Raw genomic sequence first — 19,765 nt, 5'->3', positions numbered from 1 at the left:
CTCATGAATTACCGTCGCCTCACCCCGTCGATGTCGCTGCTGCTCGTGTTCGAGGCCGCCGCGCGGCATGAAAGCTACACGCGCGCGGCCGACGAGCTGTCGCTGAGCCAGAGCGCGATCAGCCGGCAGGTCCAGACACTCGAGGATCAGCTCGGCGTGCCGCTGTTCCGGCGCGAGGGCCGCTCAGTCAAGCTGACCGAAGTCGGCCGCCGCTACTTCGTCGAGCTGAGCGGCGCGCTCGGGCGCATTCGCGGCGCGACGCTGCAGGCGATGTCGCACCAGGCGGGCGCCGGCTCGCTGCGGCTGGCCACCCTGCCGACCTTCGGCTCGAAATGGCTGCTGCCGCACCTGCACGGCTTCTACGCCGCGCATCCGGGCGTGACCGTGCACCTTCATTCGCGCATCGGCGCGATCGATTTCCTCACCGACGACCTCGACGCGGCGATCACCGTCGGCGCCGGCGACTGGCCGGGCCTGCACGCGCACCGGCTGTACAACGAGTTCCTGATCGCGATCGCGCCGCCCGCCACGGGCCGCGGCCGCAAGGCCGACGCACGCACGCCGGCCTGGGCCGCGAAGCAGACGCTGCTGGGCGTGACGAGCAATCAGCAGGCCTGGGCCGAGTGGTTCTCGCACTATCGGCTCGATCATCGCCAGATGCGCATCGGCCCGAGCTTCGAGCTGACGTCGCACCTGATCCAGGCCGTGCATGCCGGAATGGGGATCGGGCTGGTGCCGAAGGTGCTCGTGGAAGACGAATTGAGCCGCGGCGAACTCGACGCGATCGGCGACGCGATTACCAGCCAGCGCAGCTATTACCTCGTCTACCCGCCGGGCAACGACACGCTGCCGTCGCTCGTCGCCTTCCGCGAATGGCTGTTGACGTCGTGCTGACGTGCCGCCGGCGACGTGCCGGTCAGGCGCGCCATTCGCCGAGAATCTGCTCGGCGAGGTAGTCGCACGGCGGGCGCGCGGACTGCGCGCTGCGCGCGAGCACGACGTCGAGTTCGCCGAGCGACGGCAGCCCGTGGCTCTCCGACAGCTGCAACAGATGATCGGGCACGCAGCAGCGCGCGAGCGGCGCGATGGCGAGGCCGGCCTCGACCATGCTGAGCAGCCCGAGAAAGCTCGGGCTCTCGTATGACATCCGGTACGGAATCTTGCGCCGGTTCAGCGCCTTGATCGCATGATCGCGCGCCATGCTGCCGTGTGCGAACAGCGCCACCGGCAGCGGCCGCTCTTCCCACACGTTCCGTTTCGGCGATCCCGTCCAGACGATCGGCTCGAGCCGGATCAGCTCGCCGGACACGCCCTTGACGCGGGTCAGGCAGGCGAGGTCGACCGTGTTGTCCTTCAGCATCGGCACCAGCGCGCTGCTCGGCTGGCCGATCACGCGCACTTCCACGCGCGGATGCATCGCGGCGAACTTGCCGAGCACCTGCGGCAGCAGCGACGAGATGTAGTCGTCGGGCACGCCGATCGTCACGCGGCCGCGAATCTCCGGACGCACGACCGACGCCCACGCCTCGTCACGCATCGCGAGCATCCGGCGGCCGTAGTCGGCGAGCATCCTGCCGTCGTCGGTCGCCGTCACGTTGCGCGTGTCGCGGATGAACAGCGGCTTGCCGAGCGCGTCTTCCAGCGTCCTGATCTGCATGCTCACTGCCGACGGCGACCGGTGCACGGCCTGCGCGCCCTGCGCGAACGATCCGGATTCCGCGACGGCCACCACCATCGCGAGCACATCGAGGTCGAGCTTTTTCATGTCGGTTCAGAAAAACTGATCAATCGATTCAGTTTATCCCGTTTTACTGTTCACCTCCATCGCCGGACAATGAATTCCGTCAGCACTCACTCGATGCAGGAAGCGGAAAACATGCACACGTCCGGATCGCTCTACGGGTTTCTCGTCATCGGCGGCATGCTCGCGGTCACGCCGGGGCCGAACATGGTCTACGTGATGTCGCGCTCGATCGCGCAAGGGCGGGCGGCCGGGCTCGTGTCGCTCGCCGGCGTGATGATCGGCTACCTGTTCTACATGTTCGCCGCGGCGTTCGGCATCACGACGCTGTTCATGAGCGTGCCCTATGCGGGCAGCGTGCTGGGCGCGGTCGGGGCAACCTATCTGCTGTACCTCGCCTGGCAGGCGGTGCGGCCCGGTGGCCGCTCGCCGTTCGAGGTGAAGACGCTGCCGAACGAGCAGCCGCTGCGGCTGCTCGCGATGGGCGCGACGACCAGCGTGCTGAACCCGAAGCTCGCGATGTTGTTCGTGTCGCTGCTGCCGCAGTTCATCGACTACGGGCAAGGCAGCGTGTTCGGCCAGTCGCTGTTTCTCGGCTCGCTGCTGATCGCCGCGTTCGCATCGGCCAACGGGCTGGTGGCGGTCTGCTCGAGCAGCCTCGCGAAGTTCCTGCACGGCCGCCCGACGCTGCTGCTCGCGCAGCGCTGGGCGATGGGCATCATCCTCGGCAGTCTCGGCGTGCAAATGGTGATCGAGGCATCGAAGATGGCGGGCATCGCGTGATGCGTCGTGCCGCCGCGCGGGCCCGCACGATCGCGGGCCGCGCGCTTGCGGCGGGTCACAGCGTCACGCGGCAACGGCCTGCCGCTGCGCCTCGAGTTCACGCACGAGCGGCAGCACGCGCTTGCCGAAGTACTCGACCTCCTCGATGAAGTGCAGGAACCCGGCCAGCACGAGATCGACGCCGATCGCCTTCAGCGCGACGATCCGCTCGGCGATCTGCTGCGGCGTGCCGATCAGGTTCGTGCGAAAGCCGTCGTTGTACTGAACGAGATCCTCGAACGTCGATTTCGCCCAGTTGCCCTCGCCTTCGGGCGACGCCTTGCCGGCCTGCTTCACCGCATCGCCGAATGCGTGCACGGCTTCGACGTGCGCATGCCGGATGATGTCGTCCAGCACGGCCTGCGCTTCTTCCTCGGTGTCGCGCGCGATCACGAACGCATTCACGCCGATGCGCACGCGATGGTTGTTCGCGGCCGCCTTCGCGCGGATGTCGTCGATCTGCGCCTTCAGGTTCTCCGGCGTGTTGCCGTTCGTGAAATACCAGTCCGACACGCTCGCCGCGTTGTCGCGCGCCGCGCGCGAGCTGCCGCCCTGGAAGATTTCCGGGTGCGGCTTCTGCACCGGCTTCGGGCTCAGCGTGTAATCGTTGAAGCGGTAGAAGTCGCCCTTGAACGTGAAATTGTCCTGGGTCCAGATGCCCTTGAGCGCCTGGATGAATTCCTTCGAACGCCGATAACGTTCGTCGTGCTCGAGCCACGGTTCGCCGATCGCGGTGAATTCGCCCTTGAACCAGCCGCTCACGACGTTGATCGCGATGCGCCCGTTCGAGATGTGGTCGATCGTCGCGAGCTGCTTCGCGACCACGGCCGGATGCCATGGCCCCGGCAGGATCGCGGCGAGCACCTTGAGCTTCGTCGTCGCATGCAGCAGCGCCTGGCTGAACGACACCGACTCATGCTGGTATTCGGCGCCGTAGCCGGCCGTGAAGCGGATCTGGCTCAGCGCGTAGTCGAAGCCGGCCGCTTCGGCCGTGCGCGCGAGTGTCTGGTTGTATTCGAGGCTCCAGTCGGTGCGCTGCTCGATCGTGCTGACGACGAGGCCGCCGCTGACGTTCGGCACCCAGTACGCGAATTTGACGCCGTCGGCGGAAGGGTCGGGAAGGCTCATGAAGGTGTCCTGGTCGAAGGGGAAACGAAAAGCGGCTCACGCGGCCGCGGCGGAAAGCGCATGCGGGCGCAGCTGCGGCACCGCGCGGTCCACGGCGAGCGCGATGCGCTCGCGCAACGCCGGGTTCGCGATCTGGTACTGGTCGAAATCGCTCTCGGACGCATACACGCCGATCGGCAGCGTGCGCGCCTGAAAGAAGCTGAATAGCGGGCGCAACTGGTGGTCGATCACGAGCGCATGACGCTCGCTGCCGCCGGTGGCCGCGAGCAGCACCGGCACGTCGACGAGCGCATCGTGACGCACGAGGTCGAACAGATGCTTGAAGAGGCCCGTGTACGACGCGCGATACACCGGGCTCGCGACGACGAGCGCATCGGCCGTCTCGATCGCGCGGATCAGTGCATCGAGATCGGCCGGCACCTGCGCGCGCGTCAGCGCGCCGGCCAGCCGGCTGCCGATCTCGCCGAGTTCGATCAGCCGCGTCTCGATCGGCAGCGCCGCGCCGAGCGCCGTGACGATCGCGTCGGTCAGCGCCAGCGTGCGCGACGGCCGCTGCAGGCTGCCCGATATCGCGACGACGTTGAGGGTGTGGCTCATGCCATGCGTTCCCGTGGTGGAGCCGCGTGCGGTGCGGCGATACCGGTTCGGGTCAGCAAGGAGCGTGCCATTGGCGCGGGTGCATGACGGAAAGGTCGTCTGCATCACGAAACTTCTCGCCATCGCCCGTCAGAAATGGCACTTCGCCAAATACGCGACAGTGGCAAGTGTTCCGGCTCGCACGTCACATCGATATTCCGCCCTGCGATGAACACCGTGCAGCGGGTCTGCGGATGCGCTGCTGATCAGGCAGCAGCGCACCACACGCGATAGCGCCGAATTCGATGTCTGGACGTCGCCGCACCGCCGCTCTTCCGCACCATTGCTGGTTCCGCAGCAATCGCGCTTTGGTTATCAGAAATCGATGCTTTTCGCGCGCGGCGAAACGTTCAACACTCTGCTGACCACGCAGCAGCCGGCCCGCTTTGCCCGGCCATCCAACGGTTCATCGCCATGACTTCCATTTCCGCATCGCCGCGCCCGCTCAACCTTCGTGTCGTCACCGCTTCCCGCGACCCGGCCGGGCCTCGGCCCGCAGAGCGCGCGGCGCCCGTGCTCACGCTGCCCGAACGTCACGCGCCGGCCCGCGCGCATGCGCAGGTGTTCGCCGATCCGCGTTCGCTCGCGCTGCTCGAACAGGTTCGCCGCGTCGCGCCGAGCGACGCGAACGTGCTGATCGTCGGCGAGACGGGCACCGGCAAGGAACTGATCGCGCGCCACGTGCACGAGCTCGGCACCCGTCGCGACGGGCCGTTCGTCGCGGTGAACTGCGGCGCATTCTCCGAAACGCTCGTCGACAGCGAACTGTTCGGCCACGAGAAAGGTGCATTTACGGGCGCATTCAGCGCGAAGCCCGGCTGGTTCGAAGCCGCGCACGGCGGCACGCTGTTTCTCGATGAAATCGGCGACCTCCCGCTCGCGATGCAGGTCAAGCTGCTGCGCGTGCTGCAGGAGCGCGAGGTCGTGCGGCTCGGCTCGCGCACGGGCATTCCGGTCGACGTGCGCGTGGTCGCGGCGACCAACGTCGACTTGCAGCAGGCGGTCGCGGCCGGGCAGTTTCGCGGCGACCTGTTCTATCGGCTCAACGTCGTGCAGCTCGCGGTCCCGCCGTTGCGCGACCGCCCGGGTGACATCCTGCCGCTCGCGCGCCACTTCTTCGACATTTACCGCGACCGGCTCGGCGGCGGGCCGCGCCGGATCGATCCGCGCGCCGAGCGCCGGCTCGAGGCACACGGCTGGCCCGGCAATATCCGCGAACTGGAGAACGTGATCCATCACGCGCTGCTGGTGAGCCGCCACGACGCGCTGCAGGACACCGACCTGCACATCGCGCCGCCGTGTGTGCCGGCCGTGGCCGCGCCTGCGGCCGATTCGTCCGCCGACGCACAGGCGGCGCTCGAACACGCGCTGCGCGACCTGTTCGACGACGGGCACGGCAACCTGTTCGAACACATCGAGGACACGGTGATGCGTGTCGCGTTCGAATTCAGCCACCGCAACCAGATCCGGGCCGCGCAGTTGCTCGGCATCAGCCGCAATGTGCTGCGTGCGCGGCTGATTCGCGCGAAGGCGATCACCGCGCTGAAATAGCGGCACCGGAGCGCGCCGCCGCTCCACCCCCGGCGCCATGGCGCCATCGCGCCGCGATCCGTGTCGCGACGTCCGAACCTGATGTATCGTGGCGCGAAGCGTACGCTTCGTTGCCCGCCCCGCATCCGGTCGCCCGTCATGCGACCGTCAGCGACCGGCAACAGGCCACGCACGATCCTCCGCAACACGAAAGCCGTCCGGCGCCCGTGCGCGCCCGGCCGAGCCCTGTTCACCCGTCCGGAACCCGTCGCCATGAAAAAGCTTGTGAACCGCCCGTCCGACGTCGTGCGAGAAATGCTGGAAGGCATCGCACGGCAATCGCCGCATCTCGCGATCCTCGGCGACGAGCACGTGCTCGTCCGCCGGCCGCTGCCCGAGCCGTCGCAGCGGCCGGTCGCGATCCTGTCCGGCGGCGGCAGCGGCCACGAACCCGCACATGGCGGCTATGTCGGCGAAGGGATGCTGAGCGCGGCCGTGTGCGGCGAAGTGTTCACGTCGCCGTCGACCGACGCCATACTCGCCGCGATCCGCGCGAGCGCCGGCCCGAACGGCGCACTGCTGATCGTGAAGAATTACACCGGCGACCGGCTCAACTTCGGGCTCGCCGCCGAACTGGCGCGCGCGGAAGGCATTCCGGTCGAAACCGCCATCGTCGCCGACGACGTGTCGCTGCGCGGCCGCGTCGAACGCGGCCAGCGGCGCGGGATCGCCGGCACCGTGCTGATCCACAAGCTCGCGGGAGCGGCCGCCGCGCGCGGGCTGCCGCTTGCCCGCGTCGCGAGCATCGCGCGCGACGCGGCGGCCGAACTCGGCACGATGGGTGTCGCGCTCGACGGCTGCACGATCCCGGGCGCCGACAAGTCGGGCTTCAGCCTCGCCGATCACGAGATCGAGCTGGGCCTCGGCATCCACGGCGAGAAAGGCGTCGAGCGCCGCGCGCCGCTGCCGGCCGATGCGCTGGCCGACACGCTGCTGTCGAGCATCGTCGCCGATCTCGTGCTCGACCGCGACGAACGCGTCGCGCTGTTGGTCAACGGCCTCGGCGCGACGCCGGACATGGAACTCGCAATCGTGCTGCGCGCCGCGTTCGACAACCTGAGCCGGCGCGGCATCGTCGTCGCGCGCGCATGGGCCGGCACGTTCCTGTCCGCGCTGAACATGCCGGGCTGCTCGATCTCGGTACTGCGGCTGAACGACGAGCGCGCGGCATTGCTCGACGCGCCGACGCAGGCGCGCGCATGGCCGGGCGGCGGCCTCGTGAACACGCAGATTCGCGTGGCCGCGGCCGCGTCGCAGGACGCACCGCCGCCGCCGCTCGATGCGGCCGGCCGCGCGTGGGCCGCGCGCCTGCAACCGGCGCTGCACGCCGTGGCGCAGACGCTGATCGACCACGAGCAGACGCTGACGGATCTCGATGCGGCAGCCGGCGACGGCGATCTCGGCGCGAGCATGCGGCGCGCCGCGCAGGCGATCCTCGAATTGCCCGATACCGCGTACGGCACGCCGTCCGGTGCGCTCGCGGCGCTCGGCGCGGCGTTGCGCCGCGCGATTGCCGGCAGCTCCGGGCCGTTCTATGCGACCGCGCTGCTGCGCGCGTCGCGCCGGCTGGCCGATATCGCCGAGCCGTCGCCGCGCGACTGGGCCGCGGCATTCCGCGCGGCGGTGGATGCGATCAGCGAACTCGGCGGCGCGCACGCAGGCGACCGGACGATGCTCGATGCACTGGTGCCGGCCGTCGACGCATTCGGCCGCGCGCTGGACAGCGATCGCGATCCCGCGAGCGCATGGACGGCGGCCGTCGACGCGGCCGAGCAAGGCGCGGAGGAAACGGCGCGCATGACGCCGCGCGCGGGACGGGCCAGCTATCTGGGCGAGCGCGCGATCGGCACGCCGGATGGCGGTGCGGTGGCCGTGTCGTACTGGTTGCGCGCGTTGCAGCCGCACGTGCGCTGAACGGCGGCGCGCGCGATGCGGGTCGGCTGCACCGTGCGCGTCAGCCGGCCGCTGGCGCCTTCGTCCGCCCGGGCAACAGCATCGCGCCGGCCAGCGCCGTGCCGAAACTCGCGAGCCAGCACCAGTAGCCGATTGCATCGAGATAAACCGGCTCGACGCTGCCGGCCTCGTTGACCATGATCTGGTGCTGCGACAGGAAGCTCAGCCCGAACAGCAGCGCAAGCGCGGCCAGCACGGCCGCCTGCACGCGCAAGCGCTTCACGGTCAGTAACCACGCGCTGAACACGAGCGGATTCGCGAGCCACGCATAAATGCCGACGAGCACGCCCGTCCAGCCCGTCAGCAGCACCTCCCAGCCATCGGCCCATGGATGCGGATTCGGCGCGCCGGTGCGAAACGGCGCGGTGAACATCGCGACGAGATAGAACAGCATGCTGGCGACGAGCAGCGCGGTGGTCGCACGGCTCATCGGCTCGCGAGTGGATGCGGAGGAAGGCGTGGTCGGGGTCATGATGGCATCGCGAACGGGACTCGCCGCGATTCTGCCACACGCGGCCCGGCCGGCTGCCCGCTCAACCGTTTCCGTCGAACCGGTACAGCGCCGCAGGCGTATCGACCAGTACCTGCCGGCGTCCGGCGTCGTCCGGCAACAGCGTCGCCAGGTACCGGTACGCGAGCGCATCGTCGACCGCCGCCTCGTACCCGACATGCGGCCAGTCGCTGCCCCACACGAGCCGCTGCGTACCGAACGCGTCGCGCAGCGCGCGCATCGCCGTCAGCCCGGACGCCTGCCAGCGGTCGGGACGGTCGTTCCGGTAGGCGCCCGACACCTTGACCCACACGCGCTGGGTCGCCGCCGTCGTCAGCAGGTAGCGGAAGCCGGGATCGTCGATCCCGAGCCGCGGATCGGGCCGGCCAAAATGGTCGAGCGAGACGTCGACGCCCGCATCGAGCAGCGGCGGCATCAGCGCCGGCAACCGTGCAGCCTCCGCATGCAGCTCGACCTGCCAGCGATGCGCACGCAGCAGCGGAAACAGCGCGCGCCACGCCGCGCCGGCGAAATCCGGATCGCGTACGCCGATCAGGTTCAGCCGGATCCCGCGTACGCCGAGCGGCGTCCATGCGGCAACCTGCTCCGCATCGCGCGCGGGATCGATCACGACGATGCCGCGCAAGCGCGCGGGCTGCGCGCGCAGCGCGGCAAGCAGATAGCGGTTGTCGGTGCCGAGAAAGCTCGGCTGGATCAGCACGCCGTTCGACATGCCGTGCCGGTCGAGCATCGCGAGATACTGGTCGAGCGACGCGTCGTACGCGATCGTGTAGCGATGGCCCGGCACGAGCGGCAGCGATTTCAGGAACACGTGCGCATGCGCGTCGACGCCGGTGATCGCGCGTGTGCCCGGCGTCGCGCCGGCGCAGCCGCCCAGCACCTCGGCCATCGCGAGTCCGGCGAGTGCGCGGTTGAACGAGCGCCTCGAAATCATGGGTGTCTCCTGTATTTTTTCGATTGAGGTGAACGGCGCGGCCCCGCCGGCCGCGAAGCGGCGCATCAGCCTACATCGTGCGCGCGACGAGGAATATCGGGACGAACGACAGCACCGTCGACAGCGCGACGACGAACGCCATCAGCCGATGGTTGCCGCCGTACTGCGTGGACAGCACGTACGAGTTGCTCGCGCACGGCAGTACCGAATAGAGCAGGATCAGGTTCCCGGACAGCGGCGTCACCGCGAACGCCTTCGTCGCGGTCAGCGCGAGCAGCGGAAAGCCGACCAGCCGGATCGCGGTGGTCACGAGCCCCGCGCGCACGAGTGCCGCCTCCTTGCGCGGCAGCGGCAGCCGCAGCGCGGCGCCCACGCAGATCAGGCTCAACGGCAGAGCGGCGCCGCCGAGCACGTCGACGGTCTGGTCCACGGCGGCGGGCAGGCGCCAGCCTGTCAGGTTCAGCACGATCCCGAACGCGCTCGCGACGATCAGCGGATTCGCCGCCACCTTGCCGACGATCCGCACGAGCCCGCGGCCGCCGGCCTGGCCATGCTCGAACGACAACAGCACGAGCGTGTTCGAGATCGCGACCATGTACGCGACGACGACCGCCGCGATCCCGTAATCCGCGCGGCTCAGCAATCCCGACGCGACCGACAGGAAGATGTAGCTGTTGAAGCGGATCGAGCCCTGGACGATCGACGTGAACGACGCGTGCGGCACCGCACACCATCGGCAGCCGAGCACGACGGCGGCCAGCACCGCGAGCGTCAGCCCCGTCAGCAGCACGATCGTCGATTTCGACGACGCGTCGAGCGGCCCGGCCAGTCCGATCGAATGCACGAGGAAGGCGGGAAACAACACGTAGTGGGTGAGCTTTTCGGCGGACGGCCAGAATGCCGCATCGACCAGCGCGATGCGACGCACGGCGATGCCGATGCAGATCAGGGCGAAGGCGGGTGCGACGGCGATCCAGGCGAGTTCGGTATGCATGGTTGGACGGATTCGGAGAGGGAAGCAGCGGGCAGGTCGGCCCGAGTGCCGAGGAGTGGCTCGGGTGCGGTCGTCGCGGGATCGGGTTCGAACGGCAACCCGACGGCGGCGAGCGCCTCGTACGCGAGGGCAGGCGCGAAACGCACGCCGGAGCCCGACGCGCCCGCCACCGAGCAGCCGTGGCGGCCGATCGGCGCGACCCGCGGATTGCGGTCGGCCGTGTAACCGTCGACCGCCGTGCGCGCGGCGAGATGGGCATCGCGCAGGCCCGGAAAATGACGGTCGAGCAGCGCGTGCGCGAGGGCGCGCTCGGCGGCGCTCGGCGCGACGCGTGCGCCGGCAGCGCAGCCCCACGCGTGCGACGTGATGCTCAGCAGCCAGCCGCGCCGCGCATGCATCGGTGCGAGAAACGCCTGCGCGTCGGGCAGGTAGACGACCGGCGCGTCCGGCGCGGGCGGCAAGCCGCGGCCGTCGACATCGAACGCGACGATCTTCTTCGTGACGATGTCGGTTCGCGCGTCGCCGGCGGCCTCGCCGTCGACCGCCGGCCACGGGCCGCTGGCGCGGATGAGCCGGTCTGCGCGCAGCGTCACGCCGTGGGCGACGACGGTCCAGCCATCGGCATCGTGCGTCACGTGCGTGACCGGCGCATCGAAGCGCTCGACGGCGTGCGCGCCCGTCAGGTAGTGCGCGACCAGCCGCGGCACGTCGACCAGCCACGCGCGGCCGCTGTGCCACAGATGCGCGCCGGCCGGCAACGCGCCGAGCAGTGCGGCGACAGCGGCCGGCGGATTGTCGGCCACCGGCGGCTCGAGCAACGGGCCGCCCGCATCGGGTGCGTCCGCAACGAAGGCGAACGGCGCGGCGCGCACGCAGCATCCGGCCCGCGCCCACGCACCGTAGTACGCGTTCGCGACCAGCGATCGCGCGCGGCGCTCGCCGCTGCCGCAGAACGGCGTGATCACGCCGGCCGACAGCGCCGTGGCCGTCTGCACGGCCGGCCGCGCATCGAACACGGCAATGCGCAACGCACCCGCATGCCGCGCCGCCACGTGCGCGATCGTCGCCCCCGTCACGCCCGCACCGACGATCGCGAGATCAACCCGCATCGGCCTGCCACCAGACGGTGCTGATCACGAGCGGCGTCGCGCCGTCGTTCTGCACCTGGTGCGAGCGGTGCGATTCGAAATACAGCACGTCGCCGGCCCGCACGCGCACGGGCTCGCCGTCGTAGGTCAGCCGGCCGCTGCCCTGCGCGATCATCCAGCATTCGCGTACCGCATGAACATCCAGCCGCGACGTGCAGTTCGGCTCGACCGTAAACAGGCCGCCGCGAAACGGAATCTCGCCGTCGCCGAGCCCGGCGAAATCGGCCTGGCGCAACACGACGCCACGCACATGCGACTCCGGCGGCAACGCGCCGACGTGCGGAAACTTACGCGCGCTCATCGTGCACCTCCTCGCCGACGAGGCCCAGTTCCGCGAGAATCGCGTCGCGGTCTCGATCGAGCGCCGGCGCGGCCCGGCGCGTGGCCGGATCGGGGCAGCCCGAGATCTTGATCGGCGTCCCGACGAGCCGATACGGGCCGACGTCGGGATCGTCGACGTCGATCAGCATGTTGCGCGCGGCCGTCTGCGGATGAACGACGGCCTGGTCGACCCGGTTGATCGGGCCGGCCGGCAATCCCGCGCGCGCGAAGCGCTCGCACCAGGCCTCGACGCCGTGCGCCGCCAGCAGCCCGTTGAGCATGCGTTCGAGTTCGGCCTCGTGATCCTTGCGCGCCTCGCCGCCCGCGAAGCGTGGATCGGCCGCGAGCGCCGGCACGCCGAGCGCGTCGCACAGCAGCCGGAACAGCTTGTCGTTGCCGGCCGCGATGATGAGCGGGCCGTCCGCCGCGCGGTAGACGCCGAACGGCGGCGCGATCGCCGGCCGATAGCTGCCGACCGGCCCCGTGACCTCGCCGGTCGCGAAGTAACGGCCGATGAAATACTCCATCAGCGCGAGCTGGCAGTCGAACATGCCGATGTCGACCTTCGAGCCCTGCCCGGTGCGACCGCGCCGCACGAGCGCCATCAGCAGCCCGGTCGTCAGGAACAGGCCGGCCGCCAGATCGCCGATCGACGGCCCGACCCGCACGGGCATGCGCCCGGGCTCGCCCGTCACGCTCATGATCCCGCCGAGCCCCTGGACGATCATGTCGTATGCACGGTGGTCGCGATACGGCCCGGTATGGCCGAACCCCGATGCGCTGCCGTAGATCAGGCGCGGGAAGCGCGCGTGCAGCGTGTCCCAGTCGTAGCCGATGCGCGCCATCGTGCCGGGCCGGAAGTTCTCGGTGACGACGTCGGCCTTCTCGAGCAGCGCATCGAGCACGCAGCGATCGGACGGGTCCTTCAGGTCGAGCGCGATGCTCTCCTTGCCGCGGTTGAGCGACGCGAAATACGCGGACTTGCCGCCGTACCACGGGCCGTACGCGCGTGCATCGTCGCCGGTCGACGGCCGCTCGACCTTGATCACGCGCGCGCCGTGATCGGCCAGCAGCATCGTGCAGAACGGGCCGGCCAGCACGCGCGTCAGGTCGACGATCACGAGCCCTTCGAGTGCGCCTTCCATCATGCGACCTCCCGCATGCCGGGCGGCAGGACCGCCGCCAGATCGCCCGGCGTGACCGGGTCGAAGTTCGCCAGCGGCGTGACGACCGGCGACGACAGCCGCGCGAAGTCGCCCGCGTTCGGCTCGCCGCGCAATCCGAGCGCACGCCACGCGGTCTGCGCGAGCGCCGGCATCAGCGGCCACGCGAGCAGCGCGAAACCCTTGGTCCAGCCGTACAGGTCACCGGCCGCGCGCGCGCCGCCGAAGCGCGCACTCCAGCGCTCGACGATGCCGGCCAGCGCCGTCGGGTCGAACGTCGCGAAAGCCATCGCGCGCTGCGCGTCGCGCCACGCCGCCTCGGCTGCCCGCGCCGTCTCGTCGGTCGGCACGCGCGCCGCGAGCGGCTCGCCGATCGCCTCGGCCACATGCCGCTGCACCGTCGCGTACGGCCCGTTCACGAAGCGGCAGAACGCATCGCGGTCGAAGTCCGTGCGTGCGTCGACCGGGTTGGTCGACGCGACGAAGAAGCGCACCGCGTCGGCCGGCACGCGCGTGCGCGCCGCGAGATCCTCGACCCAGATCGCCCAGCGCAGGCTGGTCGAGAACTTACGCCCTTCCAGCGTGTAGAAATGATTGATCACGAAGCGGTCGAACGGCTTCGACACGCCGTCGGCCATTGCCATCGCCTGGATGCCGACCAGGTGCGACACGCAATTGTCGATCCCGAATCCGTTGACGGTGATCACGTCCGAATCGCGATCGAACGGGTTGGCGTGCAGCCCGTGCCTGCGTGCATAGAGATCGCCGACGAAGCGGATCGCGCCGAACAGCAGCCCGTGCCCGAACAGCGTGCGCGGCTCGCCGTCGAGCACATACGGCAACCCCCAGCCGGCGTGGCTCGTCAGGCGGAAACGCGCGCCGTCGCGCGCCAGATGGCGGCGTGCGATGTCGACGAACACCGCTGCGGTCTCGGTGCCGGTCAGTTGCGCGAGCAGCGCGGCGGGATCCGTGATGTCGAAGAACAGGTTGTCCTGCTCGCGCATCGCGAGCGTCTCCCCCCAGCGCGCCGACGGTTCGCGCACGTCCTCCGGCTGGAAATGCGCGCCGCAGTCCTCGCAGAAGAATCCCGACACGTCGCGCGCGCACTGCGGGCAGCGGCCGAGCAGGAAACTGCCGGTCACGTAACCGTCGCGCGCGGCCGAATACGGCAGGCGCTCGCGCACCGTCGACACGCGCCGCTGCGCGGCCAGCCGTGCGACGAGCCCGTCGTGCGCGGCGAGGTACGCGTCGTGATGCGCATCGCCGAGCGGATCGACGAACAGGTCGACGTCGATGTTCATGTCGGCGAGATCGTCGACGATGCCCGCGCAGCTCTGCCGCGCGAGCGCCGCCGCGTCGATGCCGGCCTGCCCGGCGCGCAGCGGGATGTAGGAATCGTACGGGTCGCTCGCGCATGCGATGCGCGCGACCTCGCCGCGGCTGCGCAGGTGGCGCGCGAGCATGTCGAGCCGCAGGTACGGGCCCGCGATATGACCGAGGTGCAGGCGCCCGTTCGGCGCCGGCATCGCGGGTACGAGCAGGTAGTGGCGCGGGTCGCGGATCGTGTCGATCGGCATGATGGCCTCCGGGTCAGTCCAGCGTGACGGTCACGTCGGCCGCGAGTTCGCGCAGCAGCGCCACGATGTCGCGGTCGAGCTCGCACTGTGCGATCAGGTACGCGATCTCGTACGCCTTGAACACGTCCTTCGGCAACGCCATCTGCGCGCCCTTGCCGGCGACGACCTGCAGGAAGCGCAGTTCCGGCCGCCGCCACAGCCGCTCGAAGCCCTCGACGCGGGCGATGCGGCCGAGCCCCGGCGGCATCACGATACGCTGGCCCGCGCGCGTCGATGCGGTGCCGAGCCGGTCGTCGAGCGGGCCGTCGATCGCGCCGCGCGCGAGATCGAGCACGGTGCGGTACGGCGAGAAGCCCGCGACGCTGTACGGGATCAGATGCGAGTTGATGAACTCGCCGCCGAGCCGCCCGCCGATCTCGAGAATCTTCGGGCCGTCGCGCGTCACCATCACGTCCGCGTGGAAACCGCACCAGTCGATGCCGGTCGCCGCGACGCCCGCGCGCACCATGTCGCGGATCGCCGCCTGCGTGTCGGCCGGCAGCAGCGACGGCGTCACGTTCTCGTACTGGATCGGGATCGACCGGTCGAAGGTCTTGTCGATGATCGCGTTGATCGCGACGCGGCCGTGCGCGACGACGCCGGACACCGAATGCTCGCTGCCCGTCAGTTGCTCCTCGAGCAGCGCGTGATCGCCGTACAGGCTGAACATCTCGCCCTTCTCCGGCGAGTTGTACGCGCGAAACGCGCGATAGACCTCGACGGGGTCGGCGTGCGCATCGACTGGAAAGATGCCGCGGCTGCCGGAGTTGCCGGCCGGCTTGAGCAGCGCGGGCGCGCCGATCCGTTTCAGCGCGGCGGTGAATTCGGCTTCGCTGCCGACCACCGCATAGCGCGGGTTCGCGTTCGGCACCGCGTCGAGCACGCGGCGAGTCGCGGCCTTGTCGCGCACGTTGAGCGCGGCGTCCGGCGCCGTGCCGCGCAGGCCGAGCCGATGCGACAGCCGGCTCGCGAGCACGACTTCGAGATCCTTCCACGCGACGACGCCGGACAGCTCGACGCGATGTTCGCGCAGGTAATCGAGAATCGTCCGCTCGGCCGCGTCGTAATCGCCGAGGCGCGTCGGAATGATGCCGGCGCAGCCGAACGAACGGAACGCGTCCGGCGTCGGCGTCGCCACATAGAGGTCGAGCCCGAGGCTGCGCGCCGCGTCGATTTCGGCGATCCGCTCGCCCGGAAGCGCGCGTGTGTCGAGATACAGCATGGCCGGTGCATGGGTCATGGCGGGGTGCTCCTGTCAGTTCACGAGTTGTTGGGTGGTGGCCTGCGGCGCGTCGCCGTGCGGCCAGTCGACGAATCCGGGCGGCGTGCCGACCTCGTAGATGGACGCGCCCGCGATCGCGTTCGCGATCCGTCCGCTGCGCCACGCGGCAAGGCTCAGGTTCGGGTCGGCGATGCCGCGCGTCGTGCGCGCGGCGTTCTGGAAGAAAATCCGCGCGGCGCTCGGCCGGTTCCAGCGCACCGCATAGTCGTCGTCGAGTTCCGGCGCGCCGTTGCGCGTGTGCATCTCGAAGCGCAGCGATTCGAGCGCACCGGGCATCTGGAATTCGCTGCCCGTCGCGAGCAGCACGACGTCCGCATGCAGCGGCGCATGCACGCCGGTGCCGTCGTCGACGCTCAGCACGAAGCCGCCGTCCGCGCGGTGCAGGTTCGCCATGCTGCGGCCGGGCATCAGCGCGCAATGGCCGGGGCGCCCCTCGAGGTGCGTGATCTCGTAGAGCCGCTGGTAGATCGCCGTCAGCAGCGGCAACGTGACGCCGTCGCTCGCGAGGCGCTGCGTCTCCAGCGCGTCGCGCTTGCGCTGCGGCGACAGCCGCGAGAAATGTTCGTTGTACTGCGGCACGAACCATTCGTTGACGAACGGCGAGTCGTCCATCGGCAGGAAGTTCTCGCGCCGCGTCAGCCATGCGATGTGCGCGGGCGCGGCGTCGCCCGTCAGCCCGAGCAGGTGCAGCGCGAGCTCGGCGCCGCTCTGGCCGCCGCCGACGATCGCGACGCGCCGGCCGGCGAGCGCCGGTCGCACGGTGCAGAACTGCGACGAATGCAGCACGTCGGAGCCCAGGTGCGGCCGCGCACAGGCAGGCACGGTCGGGCGCAGGCCGACGCCGACCACCAGGTTCGCGGTGCGCACGACACCATGCGAGGTCGTGACGCGCAACGCGCGCCCGTCGCGCACGACGCTTTCGACTTCGCAGTCGAACCGCAGGTTGTCGAGCGACGCGCACACCCACTGCATGTACTGTTCGAACTCGCGGCGGCGCACGGTCGGAAAGCGTGCGTTCGCGAACGAGTACAGCCGTTCGGTGCGTTGCAGGAACGCAATGAACGAGTAGCGGCTGCACGGGTCGGCCAGCGTCACGAGGTCCTTCAGGAAGCTGGTCGTCAGCGACGAATCGGCGAGCATCAGCCCCGGATGCCAACGGAACTCGGGCCGGCGCTCGACGAACAGCGAACGCAGGCCGTCCAGCGGCGCCAGCAGCGCCGCCAGGCTCAGGTTGAACGGACCGACGCCGATGCCGAGCACGTCGACTTCTTCGCCGGCAAATGCCCGCGGCTTCGCGCCGTCGAGCGTCTGGAATTCGAAAGTGTTCATCGCGCCTCCCCGGCACCGGTGATCGAATCGTGAAAGGCAACGTCGTCGGCGTGGCCGAGCACGCGCGCGGCCAGCGCCGCGCCGCCGTGAACGGCCGTGGCGATCCCGCTGCCGCAATAGCCGCCGCACCAGCCGAGCCGCCCGGCCATGCCGACGTGCGGCACGCCGAGCGCGGTGAAGCCGAGCGGCGCGGACCACACGTGTTCGACGCCCACGTGCTCGAGCGCCGGGAAATACGCGGCGAGCCGCGCGCGCAATGCGGCTTCGACGCCCGCGGGCGGCATATCGGCCGACAGGCCGAGCCGGCTGCCGAACAGCAGCCGCCCGCTGTCGTCGAGCCGGAAATAGTCCTTGTCGGCGGACAGCGTGCCGTACACGCGCGGCTGCCGCGAAATGCGGCGCTGCGCCACGTCGTCGAGGATGCGGGTCGCCAGCAGGTGCGTGCCGTAGCGTTCGAGCGGCGGGCGCACGTCGGCCGGCAGCAGCGGCCACGCGTCCTCCGCGCACACCAGCACGGTGCCGGCGTCGAGCGTCGCGCCGCCGAGGTCGAGCACGGCCGCTCCGGACGCAAGCCGCACGGCGTGCACGCGCGCGCCGCGCCGGATCCGCACGCCGAGCGTCGCGGCCCGCATCCGCATCGCATCGCGGAGCGCGCGCGGCCGGATCAACGCGAAGCGCAGGTTCAGCAGCCCGGCGATCGCGTGTGCCGCGCCGGTTTCCTGCGTGACCGCCTGCGCGTCGAGCCACCCGACGCACGCATCCTGCTGTGCCGCGTAGTGCTCGAACCGGTGCGCCAGCTGCACCGCCGACGCGTCGTCGCACGCGAGCGTGATGTGGCCCGGATGCGCCCAGCCGCATGCGAGGTTGCGGTCGTCGACGAAGCGCTTCAGGTACGCGATGGCCTGCGCCGCCGTACGCTCGGCGGCCTGCGCGTGCGCGGCTGAAACCGGGCCGCGCGGCAACGCCGGCGCGACGCTCGCGACCGAACCGAAGTTGAATGCGCTCGGCACGTCGCCCGGCGGATCAGCGTCGCAAACGTCGACCGTCGCGCCCTGCTCCGCCAGGTGGATCGCGGCGGACAGCCCCGTGTAGCCGCCGCCGACGATCGCGACGTCGGCGGTTCGTGTGCCGGGCGTCCTCATGCGTGCTCCGGCTGGTGTCGATGCGCGTCGACGAATGCGCGGTACGGCGCATCGAAGAAGAACGCGGGCTCGCCATCCGGCGGTTCGAGCTGGTCGAGCCAGCAGGCCGTCGCCGAATACTTCGCGAGAAAGGGCCGGCGCAGCCAGCGCGGATCGCGCGCCTGCAGGAAATTCAGCAGGAAGTAGCGCTGCCCCTGCAGCTCGAGCGTGCCCGCGACCTCGACCTTGCCGGGGCCTGCGCTCATCGACGGGCCGCGCGCGCTGCGCGCAAGCCCCGACACCGATGCGATCGCGGTGTTGTAGAGGTCGAGTGCCCGCGCGAGCGGCAGCTCGAAATAGCCGCGCGGCCCCGTATCGCGCTCGACGAACAGGTAGTACGGCACGATGCCGAGCCGCACCTGCCCGACCCAGTTGCGCCGCCAGACTTCCGCGTCGTCGTTGATATGGCGCAGCACGGGCCCCTGCGAGCGGATCACGACGCCGATGCGGCGCAGGTTCGTCACGGCCTGCTCGGCGATCTCCGTCGACAGTTCGCGCCAGTGGTTCAGGTGCGCCATGACGGTCACGTTGCGCCCGGCATCGATCAGCGTGCGCAGCAGCGCGAGCAGCTCGGGCGTATCCGGATCGCTGACGAAACGGTACGGCCAGTAGGTCAGCGCCTTCGTGCCGATCCGGATGTTGCCGACATGCTCGAGCCCCGGCTCCAGCAGCGGCATCAGATACTCGCGCAGGCGCGCCGCGCTCATCACCATCGGATCGCCGCCCGTCATCAGCAGGTCGGTCACTTCGCCGTGCGCGCGCAGGTACGCGTGCAGCCGCGCGGCTTCGCTCGACGCGAATTTCAGCGACGCGTCGCCGACGAACTGCGGCCAGCGGAAGCAGAACGTGCAGTACGCATGGCAGGTTTGCCCGTGGCTCGGGAAGTACAGCACCGTCTGCGCATACTTGTGCTGGATGCCCGGGCAGGGCTCGCCGTCGAGCGCCGGCTCGTTGAGCCGCTGGTCCGCCGGATGCGGGTTCATCCGCGCGCGCAGGCGCCCGACCAGCGCGTCCAGGTCCGCATGGCGCGCCGCGTCGCGCGACAGCACGGCCAGCTCCCCGAGATCGTCGGGCGCGAGCATGTCGGGTTGCGGAAACGTCAGCCGGAACAGCGGATCGTCCGGTACGTTCGTCCAGTCGATCAACTGCTCGACGACATAACGGTTGACCTTGAACGGCAGCACGCGTGCGACCAACCCGATCTGCTCGCGCATCGGCGGCGGCAGCATCGCGAGCTGCGGGATGTCGTCCAGCTTCGACCGGTTGTACGCCTTGAACACGGGATGGACCGGGATCGACGGCCGCGGCGGCGCGCCGCCCGGCGCGCCGTCGTGCGTGGATATCCGTTGGCCCTCGGATAGTTCGATCATTGACTCGACTCCATTTTTTTAGATGTACTAATGTGTGTCGTGTGTC

General features: G+C 70.0%; 18 protein-coding genes. 4 read left to right on the top strand and 14 right to left on the bottom strand.

Going from position 1 to position 19,765, the window contains the following annotated elements:
* The first annotated feature begins 3 nt into the window (after positions 1–3).
* A complete protein-coding gene (locus HWW87_RS14115) occupies positions 4–894 on the top strand; it encodes a LysR substrate-binding domain-containing protein (protein WP_175820791.1) in 891 nt (296 codons plus the stop codon).
* 22 nt (positions 895–916) lie between these two features.
* Here the strand turns inward: HWW87_RS14115 and HWW87_RS14110 are convergent, their stop codons facing one another.
* Positions 917–1,765, bottom strand: a complete 849-nt coding sequence (locus tag HWW87_RS14110; protein ID WP_175820790.1) for a LysR substrate-binding domain-containing protein — start codon at positions 1,763–1,765, stop codon at positions 917–919.
* A gap of 111 nt (positions 1,766–1,876) precedes the next feature.
* Here HWW87_RS14110 and HWW87_RS14105 point away from each other — a divergent pair, with 111 nt between their 5' ends.
* A complete protein-coding gene (locus HWW87_RS14105; RefSeq protein WP_175820789.1) occupies positions 1,877–2,524 on the top strand; it encodes a LysE family translocator in 648 nt (215 codons plus the stop codon).
* A 63-nt stretch (positions 2,525–2,587) separates the two neighbouring features.
* On the opposite strand, the gene sfnG is transcribed toward HWW87_RS14105, so the two are convergent.
* The gene (gene sfnG, locus HWW87_RS14100) at positions 2,588–3,691 is read right to left on the bottom strand and encodes a dimethylsulfone monooxygenase SfnG (RefSeq protein WP_174431122.1); all 1,104 of its coding nucleotides are present in this window, start codon (positions 3,689–3,691) and stop codon (positions 2,588–2,590) included.
* Between the two features lie 36 nt (positions 3,692–3,727).
* Positions 3,728–4,288, bottom strand: coding sequence for an FMN reductase (gene msuE / locus HWW87_RS14095; RefSeq protein ID WP_175820788.1), 561 nt, complete (start codon positions 4,286–4,288; stop codon positions 3,728–3,730).
* Between the two features lie 453 nt (positions 4,289–4,741).
* On the opposite strand from msuE, the gene HWW87_RS14090 reads away from it, so the two are divergent.
* Together HWW87_RS14090 and dhaL are read left to right on the top strand one after the other, a co-directional pair.
* Positions 4,742–5,878 (top strand): sigma 54-interacting transcriptional regulator, encoded by a 1,137-nt coding sequence (locus tag HWW87_RS14090; RefSeq protein ID WP_175820787.1) that lies wholly within the window; start codon positions 4,742–4,744, stop codon positions 5,876–5,878.
* Between the two features lie 252 nt (positions 5,879–6,130).
* A complete protein-coding gene (dhaL, locus tag HWW87_RS14085; protein ID WP_175820786.1) occupies positions 6,131–7,831 on the top strand; it encodes a dihydroxyacetone kinase subunit DhaL in 1,701 nt (566 codons plus the stop codon).
* Between the two features lie 40 nt (positions 7,832–7,871).
* Here dhaL and HWW87_RS14080 read toward each other — a convergent pair whose 3' ends face one another.
* The 11 genes from HWW87_RS14080 to HWW87_RS14030 all read right to left on the bottom strand — a co-directional run bounded on the left by HWW87_RS14080 (position 7,872) and on the right by HWW87_RS14030 (position 19,719).
* Positions 7,872–8,342 (bottom strand): hypothetical protein, encoded by a 471-nt coding sequence (locus tag HWW87_RS14080; RefSeq protein ID WP_175820785.1) that lies wholly within the window; start codon positions 8,340–8,342, stop codon positions 7,872–7,874.
* 61 nt (positions 8,343–8,403) lie between these two features.
* Entirely contained in the window at positions 8,404–9,315 is a 912-nt protein-coding gene (locus tag HWW87_RS14075) for an amidohydrolase family protein (protein ID WP_175820784.1), read from the bottom strand.
* 70 nt (positions 9,316–9,385) lie between these two features.
* On the bottom strand, positions 9,386–10,309 hold the full coding sequence (locus HWW87_RS14070; protein WP_059241116.1) for an AEC family transporter: 924 nt from the start codon (positions 10,307–10,309) through the stop codon (positions 9,386–9,388).
* Positions 10,261–11,418, bottom strand: a complete 1,158-nt coding sequence (locus HWW87_RS14065) for an FAD-dependent oxidoreductase (RefSeq protein WP_175820783.1) — start codon at positions 11,416–11,418, stop codon at positions 10,261–10,263. Before HWW87_RS14065 ends, HWW87_RS14070 begins: the two co-directional genes overlap by 49 nt.
* Complete coding sequence (locus HWW87_RS14060) at positions 11,408–11,758, bottom strand: cupin domain-containing protein (protein WP_174386210.1); 351 nt, start codon at positions 11,756–11,758, stop codon at positions 11,408–11,410. The genes HWW87_RS14065 and HWW87_RS14060 overlap by 11 nt, the downstream gene beginning before the upstream one ends.
* On the bottom strand, positions 11,745–12,926 hold the full coding sequence (locus HWW87_RS14055; protein ID WP_175820782.1) for a CoA transferase: 1,182 nt from the start codon (positions 12,924–12,926) through the stop codon (positions 11,745–11,747). The genes HWW87_RS14060 and HWW87_RS14055 overlap by 14 nt, the downstream gene beginning before the upstream one ends.
* Positions 12,923–14,518 (bottom strand): methionine--tRNA ligase, encoded by a 1,596-nt coding sequence (locus HWW87_RS14050; RefSeq protein WP_175820781.1) that lies wholly within the window; start codon positions 14,516–14,518, stop codon positions 12,923–12,925. Before HWW87_RS14050 ends, HWW87_RS14055 begins: the two co-directional genes overlap by 4 nt.
* 13 nt (positions 14,519–14,531) lie before the next feature.
* The gene (locus HWW87_RS14045; protein ID WP_175820780.1) at positions 14,532–15,797 is read right to left on the bottom strand and encodes an ATP-grasp domain-containing protein; all 1,266 of its coding nucleotides are present in this window, start codon (positions 15,795–15,797) and stop codon (positions 14,532–14,534) included.
* A gap of 15 nt (positions 15,798–15,812) precedes the next feature.
* Complete coding sequence (locus tag HWW87_RS14040) at positions 15,813–17,168, bottom strand: SidA/IucD/PvdA family monooxygenase (RefSeq protein WP_175820779.1); 1,356 nt, start codon at positions 17,166–17,168, stop codon at positions 15,813–15,815.
* Positions 17,165–18,310: an FAD-binding oxidoreductase gene (locus tag HWW87_RS14035; protein WP_175820778.1), complete on the bottom strand. Its 1,146-nt coding sequence runs from the start codon at positions 18,308–18,310 to the stop codon at positions 17,165–17,167. Before HWW87_RS14035 ends, HWW87_RS14040 begins: the two co-directional genes overlap by 4 nt.
* Positions 18,307–19,719, bottom strand: coding sequence for a lysine 2,3-aminomutase (locus HWW87_RS14030; RefSeq protein WP_175820777.1), 1,413 nt, complete (start codon positions 19,717–19,719; stop codon positions 18,307–18,309). The genes HWW87_RS14035 and HWW87_RS14030 overlap by 4 nt, the downstream gene beginning before the upstream one ends.
* Between the last annotated feature and the right edge of the window lie 46 nt (positions 19,720–19,765).

This window comes from Burkholderia sp. BCC0419 (genome assembly GCF_902830285.1).
In the GTDB taxonomy this organism is placed as follows: domain Bacteria; phylum Pseudomonadota; class Gammaproteobacteria; order Burkholderiales; family Burkholderiaceae; genus Burkholderia.
This window is presented reverse-complemented; position numbering and strand designations above follow the sequence as displayed.

Bases quoted from the DNA above. Each gene is read 5' to 3' on its own strand.
- HWW87_RS14065 (WP_175820783.1), bottom strand. From the start codon at position 11,418: ATGCGGGTTGATCTCGCGATCGTCGGTGCGGGCGTGACGGGGGCGACG.
- msuE (WP_175820788.1), bottom strand. From the start codon at position 4,288: ATGAGCCACACCCTCAACGTCGTCGCGATATCGGGCAGCCTGCAGCGG.
- HWW87_RS14035 (WP_175820778.1), bottom strand. From the start codon at position 18,310: ATGAGGACGCCCGGCACACGAACCGCCGACGTCGCGATCGTCGGCGGC.
- HWW87_RS14075 (WP_175820784.1), bottom strand. From the start codon at position 9,315: ATGATTTCGAGGCGCTCGTTCAACCGCGCACTCGCCGGACTCGCGATG.
- HWW87_RS14055 (WP_175820782.1), bottom strand. From the start codon at position 12,926: ATGATGGAAGGCGCACTCGAAGGGCTCGTGATCGTCGACCTGACGCGC.
- HWW87_RS14105 (WP_175820789.1), top strand. From the start codon at position 1,877: ATGCACACGTCCGGATCGCTCTACGGGTTTCTCGTCATCGGCGGCATG.
- HWW87_RS14090 (WP_175820787.1), top strand. From the start codon at position 4,742: ATGACTTCCATTTCCGCATCGCCGCGCCCGCTCAACCTTCGTGTCGTC.
- dhaL (WP_175820786.1), top strand. From the start codon at position 6,131: ATGAAAAAGCTTGTGAACCGCCCGTCCGACGTCGTGCGAGAAATGCTG.
- HWW87_RS14110 (WP_175820790.1), bottom strand. From the start codon at position 1,765: ATGAAAAAGCTCGACCTCGATGTGCTCGCGATGGTGGTGGCCGTCGCG.
- HWW87_RS14070 (WP_059241116.1), bottom strand. From the start codon at position 10,309: ATGCATACCGAACTCGCCTGGATCGCCGTCGCACCCGCCTTCGCCCTG.
- HWW87_RS14060 (WP_174386210.1), bottom strand. From the start codon at position 11,758: ATGAGCGCGCGTAAGTTTCCGCACGTCGGCGCGTTGCCGCCGGAGTCG.
- sfnG (WP_174431122.1), bottom strand. From the start codon at position 3,691: ATGAGCCTTCCCGACCCTTCCGCCGACGGCGTCAAATTCGCGTACTGG.
- HWW87_RS14050 (WP_175820781.1), bottom strand. From the start codon at position 14,518: ATGCCGATCGACACGATCCGCGACCCGCGCCACTACCTGCTCGTACCC.
- HWW87_RS14040 (WP_175820779.1), bottom strand. From the start codon at position 17,168: ATGAACACTTTCGAATTCCAGACGCTCGACGGCGCGAAGCCGCGGGCA.
- HWW87_RS14080 (WP_175820785.1), bottom strand. From the start codon at position 8,342: ATGACCCCGACCACGCCTTCCTCCGCATCCACTCGCGAGCCGATGAGC.
- HWW87_RS14045 (WP_175820780.1), bottom strand. From the start codon at position 15,797: ATGACCCATGCACCGGCCATGCTGTATCTCGACACACGCGCGCTTCCG.
- HWW87_RS14115 (WP_175820791.1), top strand. From the start codon at position 4: ATGAATTACCGTCGCCTCACCCCGTCGATGTCGCTGCTGCTCGTGTTC.
- HWW87_RS14030 (WP_175820777.1), bottom strand. From the start codon at position 19,719: ATGATCGAACTATCCGAGGGCCAACGGATATCCACGCACGACGGCGCG.